This is a genomic window from Mixta gaviniae (assembly GCF_002953195.1).
GTDB lineage: Bacteria > Pseudomonadota > Gammaproteobacteria > Enterobacterales > Enterobacteriaceae > Mixta > Mixta gaviniae.
In genome coordinates this window covers 2,235,716-2,261,714 of record NZ_CP026377.1, presented here as the reverse complement: position 1 = coordinate 2,261,714, position 25,999 = coordinate 2,235,716, and the positions used below count along the sequence as shown (strand labels likewise).

Annotated in this window: 20 protein-coding genes and 1 pseudogene; 11 read left to right on the top strand and 10 right to left on the bottom strand. The window is 60.5% G+C overall.

The features are described 5' to 3' along the window. Positions 1 to 50 precede the first annotated feature (50 nt). The 6 genes from C2E15_RS10530 to C2E15_RS10505 are packed head-to-tail and all read right to left on the bottom strand — an operon-like array spanning position 51 to position 11,140. On the bottom strand, positions 51 to 2,264 hold the full coding sequence (locus C2E15_RS10530; RefSeq protein ID WP_104957323.1) for a glycoside hydrolase family 2 protein: 2,214 nt from the start codon (positions 2,262 to 2,264) through the stop codon (positions 51 to 53). Next, entirely contained in the window at positions 2,261 to 4,972 is a 2,712-nt protein-coding gene (locus tag C2E15_RS10525; RefSeq protein ID WP_104957322.1) for a PAS domain-containing hybrid sensor histidine kinase/response regulator, read from the bottom strand. The genes C2E15_RS10530 and C2E15_RS10525 overlap by 4 nt, the downstream gene beginning before the upstream one ends. A 33-nt stretch (positions 4,973 to 5,005) precedes the next feature. After that, entirely contained in the window at positions 5,006 to 6,418 is a 1,413-nt protein-coding gene (locus C2E15_RS10520) for a DUF3131 domain-containing protein (protein ID WP_104957321.1), read from the bottom strand. Then, positions 6,403 to 7,968, bottom strand: coding sequence for a DUF3131 domain-containing protein (locus C2E15_RS10515; protein ID WP_104957320.1), 1,566 nt, complete (start codon positions 7,966 to 7,968; stop codon positions 6,403 to 6,405). Before C2E15_RS10515 ends, C2E15_RS10520 begins: the two co-directional genes overlap by 16 nt. After that, positions 7,965 to 9,329 carry a DUF3131 domain-containing protein gene (locus C2E15_RS10510; protein ID WP_104957319.1) on the bottom strand — a complete coding sequence of 455 codons (1,365 nt, stop codon included), beginning with the start codon at positions 9,327 to 9,329 and terminating at the stop codon, positions 7,965 to 7,967. The genes C2E15_RS10515 and C2E15_RS10510 overlap by 4 nt, the downstream gene beginning before the upstream one ends. Next, positions 9,326 to 11,140: a glycosyltransferase family 2 protein gene (locus C2E15_RS10505; protein ID WP_104957318.1), complete on the bottom strand. Its 1,815-nt coding sequence runs from the start codon at positions 11,138 to 11,140 to the stop codon at positions 9,326 to 9,328. Before C2E15_RS10505 ends, C2E15_RS10510 begins: the two co-directional genes overlap by 4 nt. Positions 11,141 to 11,462: 322 nt before the next feature. Between C2E15_RS10505 and opgC the strand changes: the two genes are divergently transcribed. From opgC to C2E15_RS10480, 5 genes are read left to right on the top strand one after another with little or no spacing between them, the layout of a single operon-like run. Continuing rightward, positions 11,463 to 12,689 carry an OpgC domain-containing protein gene (gene opgC / locus C2E15_RS10500; protein WP_174705696.1) on the top strand — a complete coding sequence of 409 codons (1,227 nt, stop codon included), beginning with the start codon at positions 11,463 to 11,465 and terminating at the stop codon, positions 12,687 to 12,689. A 14-nt stretch (positions 12,690 to 12,703) separates the two neighbouring features. Further along, a complete protein-coding gene (locus C2E15_RS10495; RefSeq protein ID WP_104957317.1) occupies positions 12,704 to 13,624 on the top strand; it encodes a hypothetical protein in 921 nt (306 codons plus the stop codon). A gap of 8 nt (positions 13,625 to 13,632) precedes the next feature. Continuing rightward, positions 13,633 to 14,847: a PP2C family protein-serine/threonine phosphatase gene (locus C2E15_RS10490; protein ID WP_104957316.1), complete on the top strand. Its 1,215-nt coding sequence runs from the start codon at positions 13,633 to 13,635 to the stop codon at positions 14,845 to 14,847. Next, complete coding sequence (locus C2E15_RS10485) at positions 14,844 to 15,188, top strand: STAS domain-containing protein (protein WP_104957315.1); 345 nt, start codon at positions 14,844 to 14,846, stop codon at positions 15,186 to 15,188. Before C2E15_RS10490 ends, C2E15_RS10485 begins: the two co-directional genes overlap by 4 nt. After that, positions 15,188 to 15,679: an ATP-binding protein gene (locus tag C2E15_RS10480; protein ID WP_104957314.1), complete on the top strand. Its 492-nt coding sequence runs from the start codon at positions 15,188 to 15,190 to the stop codon at positions 15,677 to 15,679. The genes C2E15_RS10485 and C2E15_RS10480 overlap by 1 nt, the downstream gene beginning before the upstream one ends. On the opposite strand, the gene C2E15_RS10475 is transcribed toward C2E15_RS10480, so the two are convergent. After that, complete coding sequence (locus C2E15_RS10475; protein WP_104957313.1) at positions 15,651 to 16,832, bottom strand: alpha/beta hydrolase-fold protein; 1,182 nt, start codon at positions 16,830 to 16,832, stop codon at positions 15,651 to 15,653. The genes C2E15_RS10480 and C2E15_RS10475 overlap by 29 nt on opposite strands. 196 nt (positions 16,833 to 17,028) lie before the next feature. Here C2E15_RS10475 and C2E15_RS10470 point away from each other — a divergent pair, with 196 nt between their 5' ends. From C2E15_RS10470 to C2E15_RS10455, 4 genes are all read left to right on the top strand, one after another. Then, a complete protein-coding gene (locus tag C2E15_RS10470) occupies positions 17,029 to 17,247 on the top strand; it encodes a hypothetical protein (RefSeq protein ID WP_146108545.1) in 219 nt (72 codons plus the stop codon). A gap of 88 nt (positions 17,248 to 17,335) precedes the next feature. Then, positions 17,336 to 18,178: an arylamine N-acetyltransferase family protein gene (locus tag C2E15_RS10465; RefSeq protein ID WP_104957311.1), complete on the top strand. Its 843-nt coding sequence runs from the start codon at positions 17,336 to 17,338 to the stop codon at positions 18,176 to 18,178. A 42-nt stretch (positions 18,179 to 18,220) separates the two neighbouring features. Then, positions 18,221 to 18,610 carry a hypothetical protein gene (locus tag C2E15_RS10460; RefSeq protein ID WP_174705695.1) on the top strand — a complete coding sequence of 130 codons (390 nt, stop codon included), beginning with the start codon at positions 18,221 to 18,223 and terminating at the stop codon, positions 18,608 to 18,610. Then, the gene (locus tag C2E15_RS10455; RefSeq protein WP_104957310.1) at positions 18,603 to 19,040 is read left to right on the top strand and encodes a thiol-disulfide oxidoreductase DCC family protein; all 438 of its coding nucleotides are present in this window, start codon (positions 18,603 to 18,605) and stop codon (positions 19,038 to 19,040) included. The genes C2E15_RS10460 and C2E15_RS10455 overlap by 8 nt, the downstream gene beginning before the upstream one ends. Before the next feature lie 67 nt (positions 19,041 to 19,107). Here the strand turns inward: C2E15_RS10455 and ahpF are convergent, their stop codons facing one another. Further along, positions 19,108 to 20,676, bottom strand: coding sequence for an alkyl hydroperoxide reductase subunit F (gene ahpF / locus C2E15_RS10450; RefSeq protein ID WP_104957309.1), 1,569 nt, complete (start codon positions 20,674 to 20,676; stop codon positions 19,108 to 19,110). Positions 20,677 to 20,744: 68 nt separating this feature from the next. Next, complete coding sequence (gene ahpC, locus C2E15_RS10445; protein ID WP_104957308.1) at positions 20,745 to 21,308, bottom strand: alkyl hydroperoxide reductase subunit C; 564 nt, start codon at positions 21,306 to 21,308, stop codon at positions 20,745 to 20,747. 498 nt (positions 21,309 to 21,806) lie between these two features. On the opposite strand from ahpC, the gene C2E15_RS10440 reads away from it, so the two are divergent. Both C2E15_RS10440 and C2E15_RS10435 read left to right on the top strand, forming a co-directional pair. Continuing rightward, the gene (locus tag C2E15_RS10440; protein WP_104957307.1) at positions 21,807 to 23,474 is read left to right on the top strand and encodes a methyl-accepting chemotaxis protein; all 1,668 of its coding nucleotides are present in this window, start codon (positions 21,807 to 21,809) and stop codon (positions 23,472 to 23,474) included. A gap of 456 nt (positions 23,475 to 23,930) precedes the next feature. Further along, a complete protein-coding gene (locus tag C2E15_RS10435; RefSeq protein ID WP_245912377.1) occupies positions 23,931 to 24,389 on the top strand; it encodes a hypothetical protein in 459 nt (152 codons plus the stop codon). Between the two features lie 86 nt (positions 24,390 to 24,475). Here the strand turns inward: C2E15_RS10435 and C2E15_RS10430 are convergent. Next, positions 24,476 to 25,785: pseudogene (locus tag C2E15_RS10430) on the bottom strand (MFS transporter). Positions 25,786 to 25,999: the final 214 nt, after the last annotated feature.

Sequence of the window (25,999 nt, the reverse complement as noted above, 5' to 3'; positions counted from 1 at the left end):
GCTCCTTTTTACACTATTGCTTGCTGACTTCGTTATTTAAGCATAGTTGATTACGGCGTTGTCGCCGGCGCCGGGCGCAGGGTCATCTGATTTGCCGCGCGCGTGCGGCCCTGGCCGTCGACGATCCAGAACTTCACCTCCATCGGCGTCGCGTTCTGCGGCGTCACCGAAAGATCGGCCTGCTTCACGCCGTCGTCGGCGGCGATATCAACTTTGCGCTGGCCTTTCTGCAGCGTGCTGGCACCCTGGCGAACCGTCCACTTCAGAGTGGCGCCCGGCAGCGGCTGCCAGCTGTCGTTAACCGTCCATAAGCGCAGCTGGCCCGGCCGGCCGGGCTGCCACTTCAGCGTCACCGGCTCGATCGAGGGCAGCAGCGGCTGATAGGCGCGCTGCATAGCGTAATAGCCTGCTTTAGGCTGGCGCAGATAATCCACGACGCCCCAGTTGATCGACGGCCAGGTCTCGACAAACATAAACTGGAACAGGGCGGTGACCGGCTGGAAGCGCTGCCGGCGATAGCTCTCCGCCGCCAGCGCCACCAGATCCGCCTGATAGCGCTGGGTGTTAGCGATAAACTCCGCCATATTCTTGCCGCGCGACAGCTTAGCGAACTGGAAGGTCTGGATCGGCTGGAAATTATGATATTTCCAGCGGGTCCACTTCGGATCGCCCGGCGCGGTGCTGGCCGGCCACCAGTCCTGCGGCGGAATAATGGTCTTCAGGGTAGAGAGGCGCGGCAGCGCCTGCGCGCCAAATTCGGTGATAATGCCGGTTTTGGCCGGCTGCAGCACATCGGTCATGGTGCCGAAATACCAGCCCTGCCAGTAATGCTCCTCAACGGCGGAGAAGGGATGCACCACGCGCGAGCGATCTTCCGCCAGCGTGTCCGCCACCCGCTGCATCAGCTTGCGGTTCAGGTTGTTGTTCCAGTCGGGAAAGCGCTTCTCCATCCACGGCGAGTTAAACGGCGGTTCATTTTGCCCGCCCCAGACCACGATCGACGGCGCGTTGCCGAACTGCTCCACCATCTGGCGCGTCTGACGCGCGGCGTTTTCCGCGAAAGCGTCGCTGTCGTTGTAGCCCCACTGCAGCGGTACATCCTGCCAGATCATCATGCCCAGCTCATCCGCCTGGCGATAGAGTGCGCGTCCGGCAACATGGCCATGCACGCGGATGGCGTTAGCATTCATTCGCTCCGCCAGCTGCAGATCGCGGCGATATTTGTCATCATTCATTTCGCCAAGCCACGGCGAACCGATGTAATTGGTGCCGCGCAGGTAGATGCGCTTGCCGTTCAGCAGCCAGCCGCGATTATCCGGCTGCTCTTCCACCTTGCGCAGGCCGGTGCGGCTGCTCTGACGATCCATCACGCCCTGTTCGTCGCTCAGGGTGGCGGTAACGCGGTAGAGATTCGGCTTGCCGTAGCCGACCGCCCACCAGAGCTGCGCCTCCGGCATCGGCAACGTCACGCTTAACCGCTGCTTGTCTCCCTTTCCGGGTGACAGGGTCACTTTTTCATTCAGCGTATAGGAAGCGCCGCTAAAGTTAGCCGGTACGGCGCGCAGCCGCAGGGTAGCGCTGCCCGCCTTCAGAGCGCGATAATCGATATCTACCTTCAGCTGCGGATGTGCCAGGCCCTGCGACCAGTCGGGGCGCAGGATCAGGTTATCCATTGTCGCGCCGCGCGTCAGGCGCAGGCGCACCGGCGCCCAGATCCCGCCGGAGTTGGCATCCTGGCCCTGCGGCGACCAGGCGCCGCCGGGACGCGAATCGTGCTGATTTAGCACCCCTTTCATCACGTTTTTATGCAGCGGCCAGGTGGTTTTCGGATCTTCAAACGGGCTGTCGACGCGCACCGCGAGGCGGTTATTTTTCGTGACGTTGTCACTGACATCCACGGCGAAACGCTGAAAATAGCCTTCGTGTTGCGCCAGTTTCTGGCGGTTAAACCAGACCTCCGCAGTGTAATCGACGCCATCAAACACCAGTGTCGCCATGGTCTCCGGCGCCAGCGGCGGCAGAGAGAATTCGGTGCGATACCAGAGCGCACCCTGATGATCCCAGCCGGCGCTGTACCAGTTGGCCGGCACGCGCAGCGGGCGCCAGTCGGTATCGCGGCCGCGCCAGCCTTCGAAACTGGCGTCGTTGCCGTCATGGGCGCGCCACTGGCCCGCCAGCGACCAGCTCGCGGGCAGCGTCACGGGCGAGGCCGCCTGAGCGGAAAAGCAGGCGCCGAAAAACAGCGCGGGCCAGTAAAGTCTCATGTTTCCTCCTGTAAGCGGCGCAGCATCGCCATAATGCGCTCGCGCTGCGCGTCAAGCTGAAGAATGATCGCCTCGGCATCAAGCGGCGCGGCGTGGCTGGCGGCCTGTTCCAGCGTCTGCAGCAGCCGCACCAGCTCCTCAAACCCAAAGGTGGCCGATTCGCCGCGCAGCTTATGCGCCAGACGGCGGATACTCTCCGTTTCCCGGGCGCGCAGCGCCTGCTGCAGCTGGCTCACCAGCCGCGGCAGCTCGCCGGCGAACATCTCCAGCAGCTCATGCAGCAGTTCGATATCGGTGCCGAGCCGGGCGCTGAGGGTGTTCAGATCCAGCGCGGGTTCGGCAACGGAGGACGGGACTTCCGCCTCTGCGCCGGGTTCCAGCGCCATTACCCGCGCAATTTCTCCCTGCAGTGCATCGGGTGATACCGGCTTGGCGATATAGCCGTCAAAGCCGTGCTGCAGACAGAACTCGCGGTCGCCCTGCATGGCGTGGGCGGTCATGGCAATAATGCGCTGGCGCGGACGGTGCGGGTTACGCGCCTCCAGTTCGCGGATCAGCGCGGTGGCGCGTTCGCCGTCCATCTCCGGCATCTGCAAATCCATCAGGATCAGATCCCAGCGCTGGCGGTCAAGCTGCGCCAGCGCCTCGATGCCGTTGCCGACGATCTCATAACGATGCCCCATTTTCTGCAGCAGAAAGCCGGCCAGCTTCTGGTTCACCAGGTTATCTTCCGCCAGCAGGATCGTGAGCGCGGTGGCGTCGGGCTTAATCGACGGTTCCGCCGGCACCACGCGCGCCGGCGCGGCGCTGTCCGGCACCGCCAGCGTCGCCAGCAGCGCATCGTGCAGCTCTTTCTGATCGACCGGCTTGCTGAGAAAGTGAGTGACGCCAATCTTTTTCAGCTCGGCGGCGTCCATAAAGCGGCTCATCGAGCTGAGCATAATGATCTTGCTGCCCGCCAGCTCGGGATTGGCCTTCAGCTCCTGCGCCAGCGACATGCCATCTTTTTCCGGCATCTGCGCATCCAGCAGGATCAGCGGGAAATCGTGATTCTCTTCCAGCAGCGCCAGCGCCTCCGCCGCGCTGCTGGTGATCATCGGCTTCAGCCCCATATTGCGCAGCATGTCGCGCATCAGGCGGCGATTAGTGGCGTTGTCATCGACAATCAGTACGTTGATGCCGCTCAGCAGCGGCGAGGCGTGTAGCGGCGCGCTCGGTTGCGCCTGTTCCGGCAGCGGTAGCGAAAAGCTAAAGACGCTGCCTTTGCCCGGCTCGCTGTAGACGGTAAGCGCGCCGCCCATGATCTCAACCAGCCGGGCGGAGATGGTCAGCCCCAGCCCCGTGCCGCCGTAACGGCGGGTAGTGGAGGTATCTGCCTGGCTGAAGGATTCGAAAATCAGCTGCTGCTTTTCCGGTGGAATGCCGATACCGGTATCGCGCACCTCGTAGCGCAGGCGCTGCCCCGGCTCGGAAATCTGCAGCTTCAGCTCCACTTCACCCTGCGGCGTAAACTTCAGCGCGTTACTGACCAGGTTGGTCAGCACCTGACGCAGGCGCACGCTATCGCCGCTGATGCTGTGCGGCACGTCGGGGGCGATATTCACCAGCAGCTCTACCGATTTTTCGCTGGCGGCAGGCATCAGCGGCCGCACAATGGACTGAATAAAAGGGCGCAATTCGAAGATCTCTTCGTCGATCTCCATCTTGCCCGCTTCGATTTTGGAAAAGTCGAGAATATCGTTGATGATGCGCAGCAGCGATTTCGCCGAGTGCAGCACCAGCGTCATATAGTCGCGCTGCTCATCGGTCAGCGAGGTATCAAGGCAAAGTTGGGTCATGCCGAGAATGCCGTTCATCGGTGTGCGGATCTCATGGCTCATATTGGCGAGAAAAGCGCTTTTCGCCTCGTTCGCCGCCTGCGCGGCGGCGGCGGCCTGCTGCGACAGCCGCTCCGCCTCTTTGCGTTTAGTGATGTCCTGCAGGGTGCCGATGGCGCGCTCCATCTCGCCGCGAATGCTCAGGCTCACCACCTGGCCCGACAGCAGCATCCAGCGGTAGTCGCCGCTCTGGTGCAGCAGGCGGATTTCGCAGTCGAACACCGGCACGCTGTCATTGCTCGCCTGCCGTAGCCGTTCCTGCACGCGTTCGCGATCGTCGGGATGCACCAGCGTATCGAGAAAGGTGGCGCTGTAGTGCCAGGTTTCGCGCGGATAGCCCAGCATGGTCAGCAGCGCGTCGTTAACCAGCAGAATATCGGCGCTGACCTGCCAGTCCCAGATGCCGATATGGGTCGACTCCGCCGCCAGCAGGAAATCTTCATGCAGCTGCTGGCGCGACTGGCTGGCGAGATCGAAATCGGAGAGATCGGTATGCAGGCTGACAATGCCGCCTTCCGGCGTGCGGTTGTGCTGGATAAAGATTTTACGGTCGACCAGCTGGCGCAGTTCGCTGTTGTTGTCGATGCGGCAGCGGTTAATCATGCTGGCGGTAAACTCCGCCTTGCCGCGCGTATCATCCGACATATAGGTGGCGTCGGCGAAGCCTTCCGCCAGCTCGCACAGCGTGATGCCGGGGCGCAGCCTGTCGCGGATCGAAGGGTAGAACCGTTCCACCTGCTGATTCCAGCTTACCAGCCGCTCCTGCGCATCAAAGATAAAGATGGCGGCGCGCACGTAGTTCAGATCGTCGGGCAGAGGGCGCTGCGTCATAGGGGCTCCTTATCGCCGGGACGGTGAAAAAGTTCAGGGAACATCGACATTATCCGTCTGCTTGCGCTCCGGCGGCAGACACTGGCGCGGCCGGTTAAACACGTCGCTCAGACGCCGGGCGAAATAGCTGTCGTCGCTCAGCTTACCCTGCGGCAGCAGCGGGCCCATATTGGCCTTATAGAGCAGCGCCTCCAGCACCGTGGCGTTGGTGGAGAGGGTAATGGCGCGGTTATAGTCGCCGGTCGCCTCGGCGCGGCCTTCGAACCAGCCGCGCTCGGCGTCATACTGCAGGCGCGTAATGCGCATCAGCGCATCGGTGAAATCGGTATCCCACAGCGCCCAGAGGCCGAAGACCGCCCGGGTCGATACCTGCGCCAGACGCGGGTAGTAGTTACCGTCGTCGCCCAGCGTGTTCCAGGCGTAGCCGTTGCCGTAGAGGGTGTCGTTGACATGCCAGGGGGCGGTGGAGAGGGTAAAGTCGCTGCGCGCGGTAAGGATTTTCTCCCGCTGCCAGCGCTGCTCCTGCACCTGATAGACCTGACTGGCGCGCTGGCGCAGCAGTTTCGCGGTCTGCTGGCCGGCGCCCGGCAACGCCCAGCCATACTCCAGCCCGCTCAGGGCGTACGGCATGGTGGTGATCGCCGACGGCGTCCAGGTGGTGCGCGGATCGCGCGCGTCAATATCAAGCGCCATGCCGTAGATAATCACGTGTTGCGCCGGCGGCAGCAGCGAAATCTGATTAGGGAAGCCCCACAGGCCAAAGCCGGCAGCGCTGTATTCGCTGTCGCCCAGCCGTCCTTCCTGACGGGTCACCAGTTGGCCGTTCTGCAGCAGCCCGGCGAACAGTTGGCCCTGGTCGTCGACGATGCGGCAAAAGTTCCAGCGCAGTACCACGCGCTCCAGATATTCGCTGTAGGCGGGATAGCGCACCGCGACGATACGCAGCGCCATCAGCAGGCGGGCGATATCCTGCGATGACCAGCCGATGCTTTTCGGCGCGCTGCTGTAGTCGATCATGGTGTTGTTGCGGGTGTTGTAGAGCCGGTTCGGCAGCCCGGCGCCGGAGAGCGGCAGGCGGTTCAGCGTACCGATCAGCCGCGTCAGGCGCTGGTCGAACTCCGCTTCGTCGATCAGCTTCAGCTCACGCGCGGCGGTCAGCGCAACCAGCGTGTCGCCGATCTGCCAGACGCTGGAGACCGGACGCTTATCGCTGCCGTTGACCAACCCGGTGCCGGGCTGGGTGTTGTTGCTGAAGTAGCGCCACGCAACCTGCGCCCAGCGCTGCTCCTCCGGCGTCAGCGCGCCCATACGCGCGCTGCTGTGCCAGCCGCCCTGAACCAGCCAGCGCCACGCCGTGCCGCTGCTCTGCACCAGCGCGATCAGCGCCAGCAGCAGCAGCGCCAGCAGCGGAATAAGCGCGCGCCTGCGCATCACTGTTTGAGGCATGAGGTGGCCACCGGCGGCAGTTTCACAGGCGCGTCATCGTTTTTACAGCTCGGGCATTTGCACGATTTGCAGGAGGGCGCGCTGCGCGCTGCGGTGCCGCTCTGGTCGCACCAGGTTTTCACCGGCGGCGTCATCTCCAGGAAAGGTCGGTTGCGCCGCTCGTTGTTCGGCTCAAACAGATCCACCAGACGACGCTCCCACAGCGATGGCGCAAAAGCCGGTTTACGCGGGTTGTCGGTGTTGAACTTCAGCAGCTTGCCCTCTTTTTTGAACAGCAGCGCCTCCAGCATGATGCCGTTATTGTTGGCGGTGAACTCTTTGATCGGGCCGTCGCCGTTTTCATACAGCCCCTCGTAATAGCCTTTGCCTTCCTCGTCGGCGTTTTCGATAGCGTCCAGCAGGCGATCGGTGTAGGGCGAATCCCACAGTACCCACATGCCCAGCGCCGCCTTCAGCGACACCGCCGCCACCTCTGGCACATATTTGCCGCGGTCGGTGATGGTGTTCCAGTTAAAGCCGTCGCTGAACACTGTGTCGTAGACGAAGTAAGGCGCCTTATCGAGCTGATGCTCGGAGCGGGCGGTGAGGGTGCCGGTGATCATGTAGCGGTTTTCCTGCGCCTGATAAACACGGTCGGCGAAATCTTTCATCCACGGATGGCTGAAATTTCGCGGGCTGTCGTCGCGGTCGTCGCTTTTATCCCAGCCCATCTCCAGGCCGTGCAGCAGGTAGGATTCGGTTACCACGTAGTTATGCTGGTTGGTCAGACGCGGGTCGCGCGAGTCGTAGGGCACCAGCACGCAGTAGATATCGGCCAGCGCGTAAGGCTCCGGGCGGCTGCCCTGGCAGGTGGAGAAGCCCCACAGCTGATAGCCCGCCGCTGCGTACTCCTCATAGCCGAGACGGCCTTCCTGCACATACATCGGCTGCTTGTTCTGATCGAGATAGGCGCCGTAGAGCGTGCCGCAGTCATCCACCACGTGGGTGAAGTCCCAGCCCAGCACCACATTGTCGATGCTGTTGCCATATTCGGGGTAGCGCTCTTTGATGATCTTCATCCACATCAGCATGCGGCCGATATCGATGGCGGAAAAGCCGATCTCGCCCGGCTTGTTCAGGTAGTCCACCTTCTGCGCGGTGATGGTGTTATAGGCTTTGTTCGGCACCTGGTCGCGGAATAGCACCAGCTTATTCAGCGTGCCCATAAACTGCAGCAGGCGGCGATCGAACTCCGCCTTATCGATAATCCCCAGCTCACGTGCGGCGGTGAGCGCCGCCAGATAGGAGGCGCTGTCCCACATGGTGGTGGAGGGATATTTGTTTACCGCGTTCACCAGCCCGGTTTTCGGCTGATAGTTGGCGACAAAATATTGCCAGGCGTTTTTCGCTATGGCCATTTCGCGCGGCGTCAGCTCGCCGTGACGCACCGGATAATCGGCCGCCGGCAGGCTGACGGCGCGGCCCAGCAGCGGCAGTAACAGTAATCCCGCCAGCAGCCAGCACAGCCAGCGATGAGGAATTAGCGATCGGGAATAGATGGCCTGTTTCATTCGGCGTTCACTCTTTGGTTAGGGGCTGGCGCCTCATCGGCGGGGGACCAGAGGCAGGCAAGGCAGAGCAGCTGACCGTGAGAGATATAGGTCAGGCTTTCCAGCACCACTGCGTTGGTATCGGCGTCAATATGGGCATTGACGCTGTTGTCAGGATTAAAACCGGCTTTCCAGCCGCGCCCCGGCTCCAGCATCGGCAGCATGTGCTGCCGCTGCGCCTCGCTCCAGCTATTGCGGAACAGCGCGTACCAGCTGAAGGCGGAGCGGGTGGAGCTAAGCGGACGATCGGTGAGCGACGCCTGCGGCAGCGTATCGTCCGCCGCGGTCTGCTCGCTGCGCGGCAGCGGCTGTGCGCCTGGCTGCGCGTTGACGAAATCGGGCGCCTGTTCGGCGTAGTCGGTGCTGATCGCCGGACGGCGCGACGATTCGCCGGTGCGCTGCTGCTGGATCTGCATAATGCGCCAGGCGATTTCGCCGCTGCGCGCGTCGAAGCCCAGCTCCAGGCCGCTCAGCAGATAGGGCAGGCTCATCAGCGATGGCTGCTTGCCCCACGGGGTGCGCAGCCCTTCGTCAGGTACCGAAACGCCGTCGATTTCGACCATTTTAATGCCGTCGGGCGGCTGGCTGACGGCCAGCCCGGCGGGCGTATTGATCATGCGCAGCATCATCGCGGCGTAGAGGCGATAGCCGTAGCTGCTGCGGCGGTCGTCATCACGCATGACCCAGCGGGTCACCGGCAGCGTGGCGTTTTGCGGCGCGTTCGCCTGCAGCAGATCCGCCAGCCGCCAGCGTGCCAGCAGCTCGCTGACCGCGAAGGCGTGCTGCGGATAGCGCCACTGCAGGATCTGTAGCGGTACCAGCAGGCGCGCCACGTCGACCGGCGGCGCGCTCTCTGTGCCCAACGGTTCCAGCGTATCGGCGCGCCAGGCGCTGGCGGGCAGCTGGCTGGGCAGCAGCGGCAGCTCGCTTAAGGTGGTCAGGGCGGCGGCGATACGCTGATCGAACTCCTGGGTAGAGATAATATTCAGCTGCCGCGCGGAGATGGTCGCCAGCAGGTAGCTGCCGCTGCTCCAGAGGCTGAACCAGGGCTGCTTGTCCTCGGCGTTGACCAGCCCGTTCAGCTGGGTGTTATTGATAAAGTATTGCCAGGCAACGCGCGCCCAAACCGCCTCGTCAAAGGTCAGTTCGCGCGCCTGCGGCAGCGGCGGGAAATCCTTGCTCAGGATAATCCCTTCGGTCGTTTCCACCCGCGTCGGCATCTGCCGCTCTACCCACAGCACGATAGAGAAGGCGATAAGAAACCCGATCAGAATGGTGAGATAGCTGCGCGCGCCCAACAAACCCTCTTTCAGGCTGCTCATGATGCGCTCTCCTGTGACGGCGGCGTCCACATGGCGGCCAGAATCATCGGCATCATTGCGGCGATATTCACGCCGCCCCAGAAAATATTGATCACAAAGCCGGACGGGTCGTCGACGTTACCGAGCGCCACCTGAATGCCGCCCCAGATAAGCCCGATCAGCGTCAGCGCCACGATGGCGATCTGCGGCTTCACCAGATAGAGGAAACGGCCGCTCTGACGCTCTTTCGGCGTAACATCGAACTTAATGCGTTCGCCTTTCAGCACCATATTCAGCGCGCGCAGATTGACCGAGAAAAAGGAAAGATAAGAGGCGCGCCCATCCCAGGCGGAGATCCCCCAGGTGCCGAACATAAACGCCAGTTCCGAGACGATAAAAAACGGCAGAAAATGCAGGTAGAACGGCGTGGAGTAGGCAGAGACGGGCGGAATGCCGGTAAACAGGTAAACCAGCGGCGAGATCAAAAACACCGTATTCCAGATACAGGCCAGATAGGACCAGAAGGTGGTGGCGTACATCAGCGTTTGCGGCAGGCTGAGACGAAAACGCTTACGGCTGAACAGGCGGTCGTGAAACAGGATATCGAGCGAGCCGGCGGCATACTTAAAGCGCTGGATCATCCAGGTCAGCAGGTCCTGCGGCGACAGCATCTTCGATTCGATACCGGGATGCATGACCGAGCGCCAGCGCCGTTCGCTGTCGCCGTGCAGCACGATAGAGGTGTAGATATCTTCCGAAACGTGGAATTTGTAGGGCGTCAGCTCGGTATCGGCGATCACATGCGGACGCATCGCCTGGCTTAAGGCGTCGCGCGTCTCTTCATCACGAATATCACGAGTAAAGCGGCCGATCTCCTGCTCGACGCTGAAGACATAGCTACGCAGCGCCGCCTGCATAATCGCCTCGCGCCGGTGAATCGACGCCGCGCCGCAGCAGAAGGCGGCGTTGGCCCAGTTACGGCGGCGCAGGATCACATCATAAAACATGCGCGGATCGTTGAAGAAGGGGTCGCGGCCGACGGTCAACGGGCCGGCGATCAGCTCCAGCAGGCGGCCGGCGCCGTAGCCAATAATGCCGCCGCGCCGCCGCAGCTTCTCCGGCACGCGCTCGCCTTCCGGCAGATCGAAAAACCACTGTGGGGTCTGCACCCAGGCGACATCCGGGTCGCGGAAATAGCCGAGCGTGTGGGTCAACAGGGTTGGAAAAACGCGCGTATCGGCGTCGCAGATCACCAGGAAATCGCCGTCGGTCTGCTCCAGACCGTTACGCAGGTTGCCCGCCTTATAACCGATATTGTTATCGCGCGTGATGTAGTTAACCCCTTCCTCTTCACATACCGCGCGCATCGCCGGCCGACGGCCGTCGTCCAGCACGTGAACACGGTAATCGATCGCTACCGGGCAGGTGACCTTCAGCGCATCCTGAATCGATAGCCGCACCAGCTCTACATCTTCGGAATAGGTGGCGATAAACAGATCCACCTTTACCGGGCGCGGGTCGCTCTGCTCGGCGGGCGGCAGGCACTGATTGATATCGTCGGGCGGCGGCAGCTGCTGCGGATCCTGTTCACGCCAGAGGTTGATGGTGAACAGCAGCGTGCCGATCCAGGCGAGCGTCTCCGCCAGCACCAGCGGTATCGCATACCAGAGCGCATCCATATTCAGCGATGAAGTCCAGCGCCAGCGAATATAGTTCGCGCCGAGGATCAGCCCGGCGACGGCCAGCACCTGCCACAGAAACTGCACCGTTTTCGGCGTGCGCAGCGGCGGCGGTGGGCGACGATGTTCGAATTTAGAGAAGTAAAAGTCCATTGGCATCCCGCTAACGCATGATAATACGTAACTTTTCGTTATGCCCCGGTGTTTTAAGATAAAGCAAATTTAATAAAAGCCATTGATATTTATAGTGCTTACCTGCCTGAAATCTTAGTTGAGTAACGAAGCGTTTCAAGATATCGCTGCGCTTCTACATAAATTTACTTTTTATCTATTTGTTTTAAAGGGTGTTTTTTATTGATATGAAATTGTCTTGCGACTAATTTTCTCTTTTGTTGCACTGGTTCTACACTTTGTTACCAGATGATATGTATTAGTATTACTTTAAAACCAGACATTTAACCATACAGGCAGGTTAATGATTATGGCGGATGTGACCACGGCCACGGCGAGCGACCTTTCAGCGCCGACTTCTTCCAGCTGGGCCTATGCGGTGCCGGGGCGGCGCGATCTGCGCATCGATATGCTCAGAGGCATCGCGCTGGTGATGATGGTCGTGGCGCATACCGAAGTGATGTCGCTGCTCAATATCCTTACCTGGGAGCGCTTCGGCCTGACCACCGGCGCAGAGGGGTTTGTGATCATGGCGGGCTTTATGTTGGGGATGCTCAACCGCCAGCGGCTGCAAAAAGAGGTGCTGCTTACCGTCGGCTGGACGCTGTGGCGGCGCGCCGGCAAGATCTATCTGGTCAACATCGTGATTATTCTGTCGATGCTGCTGCTGTCGCAGCTGCCGTTTATCAATACCTTTGAAGTGACCCATTTTGTCGATCGCTACTCCGGTACCCAGTGGTCGCTGTTTCCCACTACGCCGCAGATCCGCGAAACCTGGTTCAATATCATTCTTTTTCTGCAAATTGGCCCGCATCAGACGCAGATCCTCGGCCTTTACGTCTTTTTGCTGCTGGCCAGCCCGCTGTTTCTCGGCCTGCTGCAGGCGGGACGGGTAGGCATGTTGCTGTTGCTGTCACTGGCGGGTTACGTCAGCTACCAGCTCTGGCCGCTGCGGCTGACGGTGTCGGAGTTTGAGTTCGCCTTTCCGCTGCTCGCCTGGCAGCTGATCTTTATTCTCGGCATGTGTTGCGGCTGGTACAAAGAGGAGCTGATGTCGCTGGCGCGGACCGGACCGGGGCGGGCGGTGATGGTGGTGATGGTCTGCTATGCGCTGGTGATGATGTTTGTCGCTCAGAACCACACCAACCCCTTTATGCCGCCGGTGCTGCTGATGCATGTGATCCCGCCGGCGGACTTTAACTGGTTTTATCATCATCTGGCGGGCAAAAACGCGCTGGGACCGTTCCGCGTACTGAACGATTTCTGTCTGATCCTGACGGTCTATCTGGTGCTGACCCGCTGCTGGCAGCCGATCCATCGCGCCTTCGGCTGGTTTCTGATCCCGCTTGGTCAGCATTCACTCTACACCTTTATCCTTCACGTCTACTTTGTGCTGGCGGTCAGCCAGTTCGTGCATTTCGATTTATGGCACCAGGCATGGGTGCGCAATACCCTGGTGCATCTCTGCATCCTGGGCGCGCTGTGGTTGATGGCGAAAAAAGAGATCGGCGGGCGTTTTATTCCTAACTGACAGAGGATGTATCAATGCAAAACGGCAGGCGGGCGGGCTGGCAAAGCGGCGTGCTGCTGGCGCTGAGCGCTGCGGCGTGGCCCGCCAGCGGCGCGACGGCGTCCAAAGGAACCGATATTCCCGGCGCGAACGAAGAGGATCCGATACAGGCGGGGGTGTTCACCACCCGCTGGGGACGGCTCTTTTCCGGTAACAAAGATAAATTTTCCGGCGCGCTCAGCTTCAGCAGCGGCCTGCAGGAGCAGTGGCTGACCATTCCCAACGGGTCGGAATCGGCGCAGCAGAAGAAAAAGATCAACCAGCTGATGAACCTCAGCCTGCAATATTCCCCCTACAGCTACTGGTTCGCCAATATCACGCTGCGCGCGCCGATTACTGACACCAGCAAATATACCAGCGATTTCCGCTACAGCTTCGGCTACGATGACTGGCACGCCAACACCTTCAGCCTGGTTTACAGCAACTACGGTGATAACCATCTGTTTCCGTCGGGCAACAAGCGCCGCACTTACTTTGAACAGGGCGCTTTCACCTTCGCCTATAAGTTTTCCCTCCCCAAAGCGATCGAACCGCACCTGCTGATCCAGAAGGGTGATTCGATCGTCTGCCAGGTAGGCTACAGCTGGGTGCCGCGCTACTACTCGCTGGCGGATAACGATCTGCAATCCAACAAAAACGTCTTTCTCGGCGGCTGCGGCTATACCTTTAAGCAGCACTTCTTCGTGCGCGCCACGGCGTTCTGGTTTCCGCAGAGCGAGCAGCAACAGCCGTGGAACGGCGATTTCAGCTACAGCTTCGGCTATGCGGGCTATACGCCCGGCTCTTTCTCCATTCAGTACGCCAATTACAGCGGCACGCGCTATCCGGGACGCAGCAGCAGCAACGCCAAATTCCGCGAAGGCACCATCAGCCTGATCTGGTTCTTGCCATTCTAGGGGGCGCGATGTCGACAGAACAGACCATCTTGATCGTGGATGACTCCGCTACCTACCGCAAGCTGATCGCCGGGCTGCTGAAAAAGTGGGGCTACAGCGTATATGAGGCGGAGAATGGCGAAGACGCGCTGCGGGCGCTGCTCACCTGGCCTATCAACCTGATGATCAGCGATTGGGAGATGCCGGTGATGGACGGCCTGACGCTCTGTCGTCGGGTACGCGAGCAGTTCAGCGATCGCTATATCTACCTGATTTTGCTGACCGCGCGCGAAAGCATTGACGATCTGCGCGCCGGGTTTGAGGCAGGCGCCAACGATTTTCTGCGCAAGCCGGTGAATCAGATCGAGCTGCAGGCGCGGCTGCACGCCGGGCAGCGCATTCTTGAGCTGGAGTTGACGCTGGCGGCGCGCAATGCGCGGCTTAGCGAGGCGCTGCAGCAGATTGAATCTGACCTGCAGGCCGCCGCGCGCCTGCAGCAGTCGATTCTGCCGGCGCACAACCTGCGCAACGGTCCCTATCGTGCCGACTGGCTGTTTGTGCCTTCCGCCTATGTCTCCGGCGATATTTTCAACTTTTTCCCGCTGGATAGCCAGGCGGTCGGCTTTTACGGCGTCGACGTGGCGGGACATGGCGTCGGCGCGGCGATGGTTTCGCTGGCGGTGGCGCGTCAGTTTCTGCATGGCCGCACCGTCGAGCCGTTTCTGTTCAGCGAGGGCCGCCCGACGCCGCCGCATGAGGTGGTGCGTATCCTTAATCAGCGCTTTTGCGCCGAAAACGACGAGGTGCTGAGCTACTTCACCATGGTCTATGGCGTGCTGGATCTCAACAGCGGAGAGGGACGCCTTTGCCAGGCAGGCCATCCGACGCCGCTGATCGTGCGCGCCAGCGGCGAGGTGGTGGAAGCGGGCGAAGGCGGCATGCCGGTAGGGCTGATGGACGGCCTGAGCTGGGATGAGCAGGCGTTCAGCCTGCAGCCAGGCGATCGGCTCTGCCTCTACAGCGACGGCATCACCGAATGCGAAAGCCCACAGCATGAGCTGTTCGGCCAGGCGCGGCTGGCACAGCTGCTGGCGCAGGCGGCGGACGCTCCGCTGGCGCAGCTGTTTCCGCGCGTCAGCAATGCGCTGACGCAGTGGCGCGGGCAGGGCGGCGGCGCCGATATCGCCGACGATATTTCACTGTTTATTATCGAACATCTGCCAGAACAACAGGAGAAGCTATGAAACTGGACACGGCGCAACATGACAACGTCACCATTCTGACCCCGGTAACGCGCCGGCTGGACGCTTCCGTCGCCCGGCAGTTCCGCGATGCGGTGATGGAACATATTAACGGTGGTGCATCGCAGCTGCTGCTCGATTTTTCGCGCGTCGACTTTATCGACAGTAGCTGCCTCGGCACGCTGATCTCGCTGCTGAAGGCGATCAACGGCAAAGGGGAGATGGCGATCTGCGCGCTGAACCCCAATATCCAGAATATGTTTCGCCTCACCCGCATGGACCGCGTCTTTACCCTGTTCGTCAGCGAGAACGATGCGCTGACGGCGATGCGCGGGAAGGGCTAATGATGAGCGCTATCGAACCCCGGACGCTGACGCTGTGCGCCAGCCTGAATAGTCTGCCGGTGCTGGGCGAGCAGCTGCGGCGATTTTTCGCGCCGCTGGCGCTGGAGGAGAGCTGGATCTTTATGCTGGATCTGGCGCTGTGCGAAGCGGCGACCAATATTATCCGCCACGGCTACCGGCAGGATCGCGGAAAAAGTTACGTTGTCACTATGGCAATTGAGGAGGCGTGCGCGCTAGTGACGCTGCGCGACAGCGGCGAGCCGATCCCCGCTGCGCTGCTGAACACCGCCGCCGCACCGCCGGCGCCGGCGCAAGAGGCGGACGACGCGGAAATAGCGCTGGCGCTGCTATCGGAGAGCGGACGCGGCCTGCGGCTGATCCATGATTGCGTGGACGATGTCAGCTACCGGCAGACGCAGGGCGAAAACTGCCTGACCCTGATAAAACGCCTGCCGGCGTCGGTTAGCGGAACAGCTTCTGCACAAACGTAATCCATGCCGGACGCCAGACCGCCATCTCATGGCCCCGCTGCGGGTAAGCGTCGTAGTCGAAATGGATACCTTGCTGCTCCAGCTGCTGTTTCAGCCCGGCGATATCCGCGCCGGTAACCTTATCTTCTTCGCCCACCGCCAGGGTGAAGTTGCGTAACTGGCGATTCACCGCCTGCGGCTGCGCCAGCCGCGCGCTGACCGCCCGATTCGGCACCGTTTCGGTGGTGACGCCGCTGAAGCTCGCCAGCCAGCCGAACGCTTCCGGATGGCTCATGCCACTCACCAGCGCCTGGTAGCCACCCTGTGACAGGCCCGCCAGCGCCCGTCCCGCCGCATCCTGACGCACGCGATAGCGCTGCGTAATCAGCGGCAGAATATCCTGCATCAGCTCGCGATCCGCCGCCTCGGCGTTGCGCGGATAGAAATCCTTACGCCGCTGGGTGGGGATGAAATCCTCCGGCACCAGCCCCGCCGCGTCGGTTTCGGTATCGGGCATCACCACCAGCATCGGCACGATCTTTTTCTCCGCCAGCAGGTTATCCATGATCTGCGGTATGCGCCCCTGCACCACGGCGGAAAGCCCGCTGTCGCCAAAGCCGTGCCAGAAGTAGACCACCGGCAGCGGATCCTTACTGTTTTCCATGCCCGGCGGCGTCCAGACGTAGAGCTGGCGCTCGCGGTCGAGGGCGCGCGAATGGTAGGTCAGCGTATGCACTTCGCCGTGTGGCACCTGACGCACGTCCAGCAGCGAGCCAGGCACCAGGATCAGGCTGGTGTTGACCTGTCGCTGCGGTTTGGGCATCGCGCCGGAGGGATCAGTGATGCGCAGGCCGTCGACGTTGAAAAAATATTCATAGAGATCGGGCGCCAACGGCGCGCTGCGCCATGACCAGACGCCATTTTCCGCTTTTGTCATCGCATGGGACACGTAACTTTCCGGCGTAGCGCCGGTCACCACCGACACCGCGCGCGCCTGCGGCGCGTAAAGCCGCCAGGTGATAGTGCGATCCGCATTCACCCGCGTTTGCCAGGCGCTGACCGGTATCGTCTGCGGCGGCAACTGGGGCAAACCTTCAGCGGAAGGCGGGCTTTCCGCCGCCAGCGTGGGACAGCTCAGGAAAAATAACAGCGCAGCGCAGCGGGTCAGTTTCATCGTTACCTCTTTTTAGTGGCAAAACGGGGCGTTAGCTTACTTACCAGGTATAGTTTTTCCCGCCTGCTTTGCCCAGCTGCCGTGCCGCCGTTGCGCTGGTCGCCGTGAGATAAGTCTCAGAAATCGATTACAGAGATCCCCAAATTTTTTGAGCGTGCATATTTAAAGGATGTTTTTTTACAGGAGGGCGAAAAAATTGGCATTGTTATCCGATGACGTAGAGCAGGATGAGGAGTTTTTAGCGCTGGTGGGTAAGGCGGTGGTGGCGCTGGCGCGGGAGAGAAGGCCGTTAAGCTACGACGCGCTGTGCAACCGGCTGTCGGGACTGGCGGACAGCGCCGATGATGACGAGCTGGTGATTAACTGCTGGCGCGCGCGGCAGCTGCTAAAAAATAGCGTGCGTTTGGTCAAATAAAATGAATGGATGCCATAGCGCATTGCAGGACAACCGGCGCGCCAGAAATCAGCTATAAGAGAAGCATCATTTTCACCAGGATGAAATTATGTCGTTTGATCTTCATGCTTATCTGGCGCGCATCGGTTATCGCGGCGCGACCCGACCTTCGCTTGCCGCGCTCGCTGAGATCCATCATGCGCACGTCTGCGCCATTCCGTTTGAAAACCTCGATGTACTGCTTGACCGCCCGATTCATATCGAAACCGAAGCGATCCAGGAAAAGCTGGTCGTCGCGCGGCGCGGCGGCTACTGCTATGAACATAATTCTCTGTTGCTGCAGGCGCTGCAGGAGATGGGTTTCGACGCCCGCGGCCTGGCGGCGCGCGTGGTGATCGCCCAGCCGCCTTCGGTGCCGCCGCGCACCCATATGTTAATACTGGTGCTGCTGGACGAGGCTTTCTGGATCGTCGACGCCGGCTTCGGCGGCTCGACGCTGAGCGCGCCGATACGCCTGCTGGCCGATCGCGCGCAGCAGACGCCGCACGGTGAATATCAGCTACAGTCGCTGGGCGAGGAGTGGCTGCTCTGCCACCGACGCGGCGGCGAGTGGCAGCCGCTCTACCGGTTCGATCTGGTGACGCAGTTTCCGTCCGACTACCTGATGGCGAACCATTTCGTCTCAACCTGGCCCCATTCCCACTTTCGCCATCATCTGCTGGCGGCGCGTTATCTGCCGGACGGCGGCCAGGTGGCGCTGGAGAATCGTCGCTTTAGCCGCTACGGCGCCGCGCCGACGCGACAGAGCCTTGACGATCTGCGCGCGCTCTATCAGCTGCTGCACGAGGCGTTTCGTCTCGGCATGAAGCATGCCTTCTACGGCGTGTCGGAAGAGGAATTTGTCACCATGATGATGCGCCTTGAGCAGCGTGAAGAGAGCGGGCTGGCGTAGCCTGGCTATACTTATCCTCCTGAAAGCAAAACAGGAGGAGTTATGCCCGATAACACTAACCAGGATTTAATGCCCTATAACCTTTTCTACTGCGATGGCACCATTCTGGCGCAGAACATTGACGGCCATATCATCGAGCTGGGCCAGGCCGGGGTGCATGATGGGCTGATCGGGTATCAGATTGACGGCAGCGATCTGCATGGCGAAAACTTTTCCTCGCCGGAAGCGCTGCTGCAGGCGCTGGGCGACCAGCTCGATTTCCTGTTCCTTGACGGCCAGTTCACCAGCCTGCCAGACCACAGCGACCGCTGGCGCGACCAGATTGAGCAGGCGCCGGTGCGGCAGATTAGCCTGCATGAGCTGGGGAGCGGCACCGAAGAGGAAGATCCGGTGCCGGTAAGCGATGAGGATCCCGGCATCCGCAATGACTAACCCCGCCGCGCCGCCGCTGATCCAGCCGCAGGAGCAGGTGGTGCTGTATGACGGCACCTGCAAACTCTGCAACGGTTGGGTCAATTTCCTGCTGCGCTACGATCGCTATCGTACCGTCAGGCTGGCGGCGGTGCAGAGCGAGCAGGGCAAGGCGCTGCTGCGCTGGGCCGGGCTGCCGGAGGATAAGATCAGCACCATCGTGCTGATCGCCCACGGCCAGGTTTATCTGCGCGCCGAGGCAATTTTCCGCGTGATGGGCGGGCTGCCCTGGCCGTGGCACCTGCTGGCGGCGCTGCGTTTTCTGCCGCCGGCGCTCAGCAACCGCTGTTATGATCTTATCGCCCGCAACCGCTACCGGCTGTTTGGCCGCTACGACGGCGTGCGCGCTGTTGCCGCCGATCATCCGCAGCGTTTCCTTGACCAGCAGTAAAAACGCGCCGCTGAAACGCAGATAAAAAAAACGGCGCCCGAGGGCGCCGCTTTTATGCCTGACCGTCTTAGCCTACCGGCTGGGTACGGATCAGGTAGTCAAACGCGCTGAGCGAGGCTTTCGCGCCTTCGCCGCTGGCGATGATGATCTGTTTGTACGGCACCGTGGTGCAGTCGCCGGCGGCAAACACGCCTTTGACGTTGGTTTCGCACTTGGCATCGATCAGAATTTCGCCCATCTGGTTACGCTCAATCGCGCCATCCAGCCAGGTGGTGTTCGGCAGCAGGCCGATCTGCACAAAGATGCCCGCCACGTCGATCTGATGCACCGTTTCGTTGACGCGATCTTTATATTCCAGGCTGGTGACTTTGCTGCCGTCACCTTTCACTTCCAGCGTCTGGGCGTTGAGAACGATGTCAACGTTCTCCAGGCTGCGCGCTTTTTCCTGCAGCACCGCGTCCGCCTTCATGGCCGGCGCGAACTCCAGCAGGGTGACATGCTCAACGATACCGGCCAGGTCGATCGCCGCTTCCACGCCGGAGTTGCCGCCGCCGATCACCGCCACGCGCTTGCCTTTATAGAGCGGGCCGTCGCAGTGTGGGCAGTAGGTAACGCCGCGGGTGCGATACTGCTCTTCACCCGGCACGTTCATGTTGCGCCAGCGTGCGCCGGTCGCCACGATGATGCTGCGTGATTTCAGCACCGCGCCGGAAGCGGTTTCGATAGCGTGCAGGCCGCCTTCCACCTTCGCCGGCACCAGCTTGCTGGCGCTCTGGCTGTCGATGACGTCGATAGCGTATTCGCTGACGTGCGCTTTCAGCGCGCCGGCCAGTTTCGCGCCTTCGGTTTTCGGTACAGAGATATAGTTTTCAATATCAACGGTATCCAGCACCTGGCCGCCGAAACGCTCGCCCAGCAGGGCGGTACGGATGCCTTTACGCGCGGAGTAGATCGCCGCCGCCGCGCCAGCAGGGCCGCTGCCGACGATCAGCACGTCGTAGGCGTCGCGCTTGTTCAGCTCGTCCGCGGCGCGTTTGTCGGCGTTGACGTCAACCTTGCTGACGATCTCCGCCAGGCTCATGCGGCCCTGACCGAACTCTTTGCCGTTCAGGAAGACGGCCGGCACGCCCATCACGTTGCGATCCTGGATTTCGCTCTGGAAAACGCCGCCGTCAATCGCCGTGTGGCTAACGCGCGGGTTGAGGATCGCCATCAGGTTCAGCGCCTGCACCACATCCGGACAGTTGTGGCAGGAGAGCGAGTAGTAGGTTTCGAAATGCAGGTCGTCATCGAGCTGGCGGATCTGCTCCAGCAGCGCCTGCGTCTCTTTAGAGGGATGCCCGCCGGTCTGCAGCAGCGCCAGCACCAGCGAGGTAAATTCGTGACCCAGCGGCGAGCCGGCGAAACGCGGGCCGGTGGTGTTGCCTGGGTTAGTGATTAAGAATGACGGTTTGCGCACCGGCAGGGCGTTATCTTCGCGGAACGACACTTTCTCAGAGAGCGCGGCGATTTCGCCCAGCAGTTCTCTGATTTCAGCGGATTTGGCGCCATCGTCCAGCGTAGCGATTAACTCAACAGGCTTAGTTAATTTCTCAAGATAGGCCTTGAGTTGGTTTTTCATCGTGGTGTCGAGCATGAGGGTCTCCAGGCAAAAAATCGGGTGCCGCAGCACCCGATGAAAAGATCGAACAGCTGTCGGTTAGCTTAGATTTTGCCAACCAGGTCGAGAGAAGGTGCCAGAGTTGCTTCGCCTTCTTTCCACTTCGCCGGGCACACTTCGCCCGGGTGGCTTGCAACGTACTGAGCCGCTTTCACTTTGCGCAGCAGGTCAGATGCGTCACGGCCGATGCCTTCAGCGGTGATTTCCACAGCCTGAATGATGCCTTCCGGGTCAACGATGAAGGTACCACGGTCAGCCAGACCCTGATCTTCGCGCATGATGTCGAAGTTACGGGTCAGCGCGCCGGTCGGGTCGCCGATCATCGCATATTCGATTTTTGCGATGGTGTCAGAGCTGCCGTGCCACGCTTTGTGCGTGAAGTGGGTGTCGGTAGAAACGGAGTAGATGTCCACGCCCAGTTTCTGGAATTCTGCGTAATGGTCAGCAACATCGCCCAGCTCGGTCGGGCAAACGAAAGTAAAGTCAGCCGGGTAGAAGAAGAAAACACTCCATTTCCCTTCGACATCTTTCTCAGTCACTTCAATGAACTCGCCGTTTTTAAACGCGCTGTTTTTAAACGGTTTGATTTTGGTGTTAATGATAGACATCAGTTACTCCTCCATATTGGGTTAGCGTGAAAGTTACCGAAAAATGTGATTAAGATCTAATGCGTATCCATTATTGAATCAATAAGTAAAACCTAACAAGACAATAAGGTCTTGTTACGGCATGGATCGTTTTCGGCCTTGTGCAGAGATGCATCGTCAATCCTTATCGCTGTGAGAGGCGGCTCGCCTTCCCGACGGCGACACGGGCGCACGGCCCGTTTGACCGCCATCATCATACGTCTATCTCTGTCAGACAATCCAGCCTGATGAGGCGTTAAGGTTGTCGCTAATCTGACTCGCCGGGGTATAGGCGGCGTCAGCGCGCGTTGGCGGAGCCTTGTGGGCAGAGGTTTCGCCCGCTGAACAGCAAAAGAGAAAAAATCGTCACTAATCAACAGGCAGGAAAAAATTTAACTGAGGAGTCAAACAGCAGATTAACTAATGTTACCGGTAAAGCTGCCGATAAGTGTGACGCTTATCACTATATTTGAGGGAGCTATGTCCTTTTTTAGCCGCATTAAAACATCCACCTTCCTGATTGGCTGCATCGCGCTGTTTGGGCTGCTGCAGATCGTTTCAGGTGGGCTGTTTCTTGAGTCACTCAGCAACGACAGAGATAATTTTTCCACCGCCTCGGCATCCAATGACAAGGTCGCCGCGCTGACCAACGCCTGGTATGCGTTGAACGACGTGCGTGCCGACGCTAACCGCATCGTTATCTGGATCCAGAAAGAGGGCCCGGAGAGCGCGAAGCTGCCGGGCATGATCGCCCACGGCCGCGCGCAGCTACAGGCGGCGGATCGCTGGTATCAGATCTATCAATCCGGCGCGCCGCTAAAAGGGCTGGATCCGGCGCTGACGACGCAGCTGAACGCCAGCTATCAGGATTTCGCCGCGCTGCTGCAGCAGCTGATGAATACCGCCGACACCCACAGCCTGGAAGCGATGTTCGCCATCAACGCCGCGCCGAAGCAGAAAGCGATGATGGAGGATTACGATCGCTGGCGCGAGGCGGTAAATATCCTGACCCGGCAGGCATCGGAGCAGAGCCAGCACGCTTTCAGCCAGATGAAGGTGCTGTTGGCGGCGATAATGGCGCTGGTGCTGCTCTGTGTGGCGCTGAGCTGGCGTGTGCTGCAGCAGGTGCTGCTGCGTCCGCTGGCGGCGGCGCTGAGCCATATCGACGCCATTGAGCATGGCGACCTGACGCATCCGGTGAAAGCGGATGCGCAGGCGCGCAACGAAATGGGACGGCTGCATAACGGCCTGGCGCGCATGCAGCAGGCGCTGGTCAACACCGTCAGCAACGTGCGCAGCGGCTCCGATACCATTCTGACCGGCGTCAGCGAGATCGCCGCCGGCAACGCCGATCTTTCGGCGCGCACCGAAGAGCAGGCCGCATCGCTGGAGCAGACGGCGGCCAGCATGGAGCAGATCACCGCCACGGTGAAGCAGAATGCGGATAACGCGCTGCAGGCATCGAAGCTGGCGGTCAGCGCCGCTGATACCGCCGAGAAGGGCGGCGACATCGTCGACGGGGTGATCAAAACCATTTTCGGCATGGAAGAGAGCGCCAAGAAAATCGCCGAGATCACCAGCGTGATCGAAAGCATCGCCTTTCAGACCAATATTCTGGCGCTGAACGCGGCGGTGGAAGCGGCGCGCGCCGGCGAAAACGGCCGCGGCTTCGCGGTGGTCGCGGGCGAAGTGCGCAGCCTGGCGCAGCGCAGCGCGGTAGCGGCGAAAGATATCAAAGGGCTGATTGAGGAGTCCTCTTCCCGCGTCGGACAGGGCACCAAACTGGCGGCGGCGGCGGAAGCGTCGATGGAAGCGATCGTCGTCGGCGTGAAGCAGGTACGCGATATTATGGATGAGATCTCTTCTGCTTCCGAAGAGCAGAGCCGCGGTATCGGCCAGGTCGGCATCGCCGTCGCCGAGCTGGATCGGGTGACGCAGCAGAACGCCTCACTGGTGGAAGAGTCCTCTTCAGCTTCCAGCCTGCTGCAGGAGCAGGCGCAACACCTTAACCAGACGGTAGCCACCTTCCGCCTTGACGCCAGCGCGCGCCCCGCAGCGCCGACCCGCGCGCAGCCAGCGACGCTGACGCCACGCAGCAAGGCGCCGCGCCCGGCGGCGATGCCGATGGAGAGCTGGGAATCGTTTTAACCATCCGGCGTGAGATCGATAAACCCACCGGCCCTGCAGGGGCCGGTTTTTTCATGCGCAGCCGGGCGTTTGACTGGCCAGAAAGGCCGGTTTTTTCATGCGCAACCGGGCTTCTGACTGGCCAGGAAGGCCGATTCCTACATGCGCAGAGAGTCTGTTTTAATCGGCCCGTTCACCGGCTGCCTAAGCACATCGCTGTGCCCGCTTTAATAAAAAATTCTCATTTTAATAAACAGAGGCAACCGGCTATTTATCAGTGCTGATGGCGGGATTTAATAATCGGTTCCGCTAATAAATAATTAAACCGTATTAAAATCCACGAGTCTTGTCTGGAAATATAATCTCTCTCGATTTTTTATTTGTTATTTCGCTGCGTTTTTTCAGCGCGGTAATATTGACGGGAAATAAATATCGATTATTATTTTTGCTGACTGAAAATAAAGAGGGAGCTGTTCAGTGAAAAAATTAACCGCCGCGTTTCTTTTGAGCGCGCTTGCTTTTATTCCCTTCGCGCAGGCTAACGCCGCGCCCGACTCTACCGCCGCCAGCGAGCTGCAGCGGCCTGAGATCGCCGAGCAAGTCAAAGCCTGGCAGGGCGAAGAGGGCATTGAGGTCTGGATATTGCGCTACGGCCCGCGCGAGGAAAACAAAGCGCTGGTACAGGTAGTGAATATCGATCATCCCTGGAATCGCAAGATTCAACTAATGGATGTGGCACGAGAAAATAAAAAGAAAAAATATAGCGTCGTGCTTAACGGCAACCGTTTCGTGGTATTAAGCATGGACGGCTCCAACGTCGGCGAGCTTTATTTACCCCACGAGCAGCAGCCCTGGCGTATTAGCTACAGCGATCTGCTGTCGCAATATGGCAACGCTCAGCACTTTCTGAGCGATTATCTGGCGCAGCAAAAATAACGGTTCCGTTATCTCTTTTTAAAAGCCAGACGCGTTCCGCGTAACAAGGGGAACGCGCCCGGCATGATGCCTTTCTCAGGCGGGCGTCAGCTGTGCGGCCGCGCGGTCAGCTTTTTCTCCGGCTGCAGCAGCGTCATCGCCAGCATGCTGGCGAAAGCGATCAGCGCCGTGGCGGTAAACATGGCGTTATAGCCGTAGTGCTGCGCCAGCCAGCCGCTCAGCATCGGCGAGATAATCGACGCCAGGTTGGCGATCGCCAGCGTAATACCGCTGTAGGCGCCGACGCTGGCGCGCGGCGTCACATCAATCACTACCGACCAGTAGACGTTATTGACCAGCGCATTCAGCGCGTTGCCCAGCGTCATCAGCGCGATAATGGCGCTGGCCGACGGCATCCACGGGATCGCCAGAAAGCAGCTGCCCGCCAGCAGCAGCGTCACCGCGGCAAACAGGTTGCGCGCCAGGCGCAGGTTAGCGAAGCGTCGCAGCAGCAGGTCGGCGATGCGTCCGCCCAGCAGCACGGTAATGCAGGCGCCGCTCCAGGGGATCATTGCCACGTAGCCCAGCGCATGCAGATCGAAATGGAAGTTATCCATCAGATATTTCGGCGCCCAGGTGACCAGGGTAAAGGTGATATAGAGAAACGAAAAGTAGCCCAGCGCGTTGCACACCAGCGTGCGGCTGGTGAAAAAGCGCCACCAGGGGAGCGGCGTTTCCTGCAGCGGCTGCGCCTGCTGGCCATCGCGGATCAGCGCGCGCTCTGCGGCGTTGGCGCGCGGCTGATCGGCCGGGGTATCGCTGAAGGCGCGAGCGAACAGCACCATCGCCAGCAGCGACAGCACGCCAAGCAGAATAAACATCATGCGCCAGTCGTTGGTCAGCAGCAGCAGCGTTACCGCTACCGGTGCGGTCAGCAGCGAGCCGACCTGGGTGCTGAGCAGGCCGATGCCCAGCGCCATGCCGCGCTCGTTATCCGGCGCCCAGTGGGCGATCGCCTTATTCATCAGGGCGTAGGCCGGGCCTTCGGCAAAGCCGAACATAACGCGCAGCGCGGCGAAGCCCATGATCGCCGATCCGCCGAACAGCGCCATGCCCAAATCGCCTGCCCAGGCGGTGAGGATCTCCAGCAGCGACCACAGTACGCCCGCCAGCAGCCAGACCTTTTTGGTGCCGAAGCGATCGGCGAGAAAGCCGCCGCACAGCGATCCAAACAGATAGCCGAAGCCGAAATAGCCCAGCACCGCGCCGAGCTGCACCTGAGTAAAGCGGTATTCCAGCGCGATGGCGCTGGCGGCAAAGGAGAGCGCGCCGCGATCGATATAGTTAATCAGCGCAATAAAAAGAGCAGGGCGAAAATTTTAAAACGGTAGCGGCTGGCCGCAACGGGGGTGCGCATGGCTTTTCTCCTGAAGGACATCGTCTTTTGCATTAAGCAAAGGGAATGCCAGCTGTGGAAAAGCGGCGCGGACGCGGAACTGAGGGAAAAAGGGCGGCGCGGGCTGCACCGGGGTTGGGCAGGCGCCCCGACGACAGGGCGCCCTGATGGCGCAGCCCGGTGCGCCCGTTGTCAGCATATTCTGGCGCAGAGCCGGGTCGCCGTTAGCCGGCGC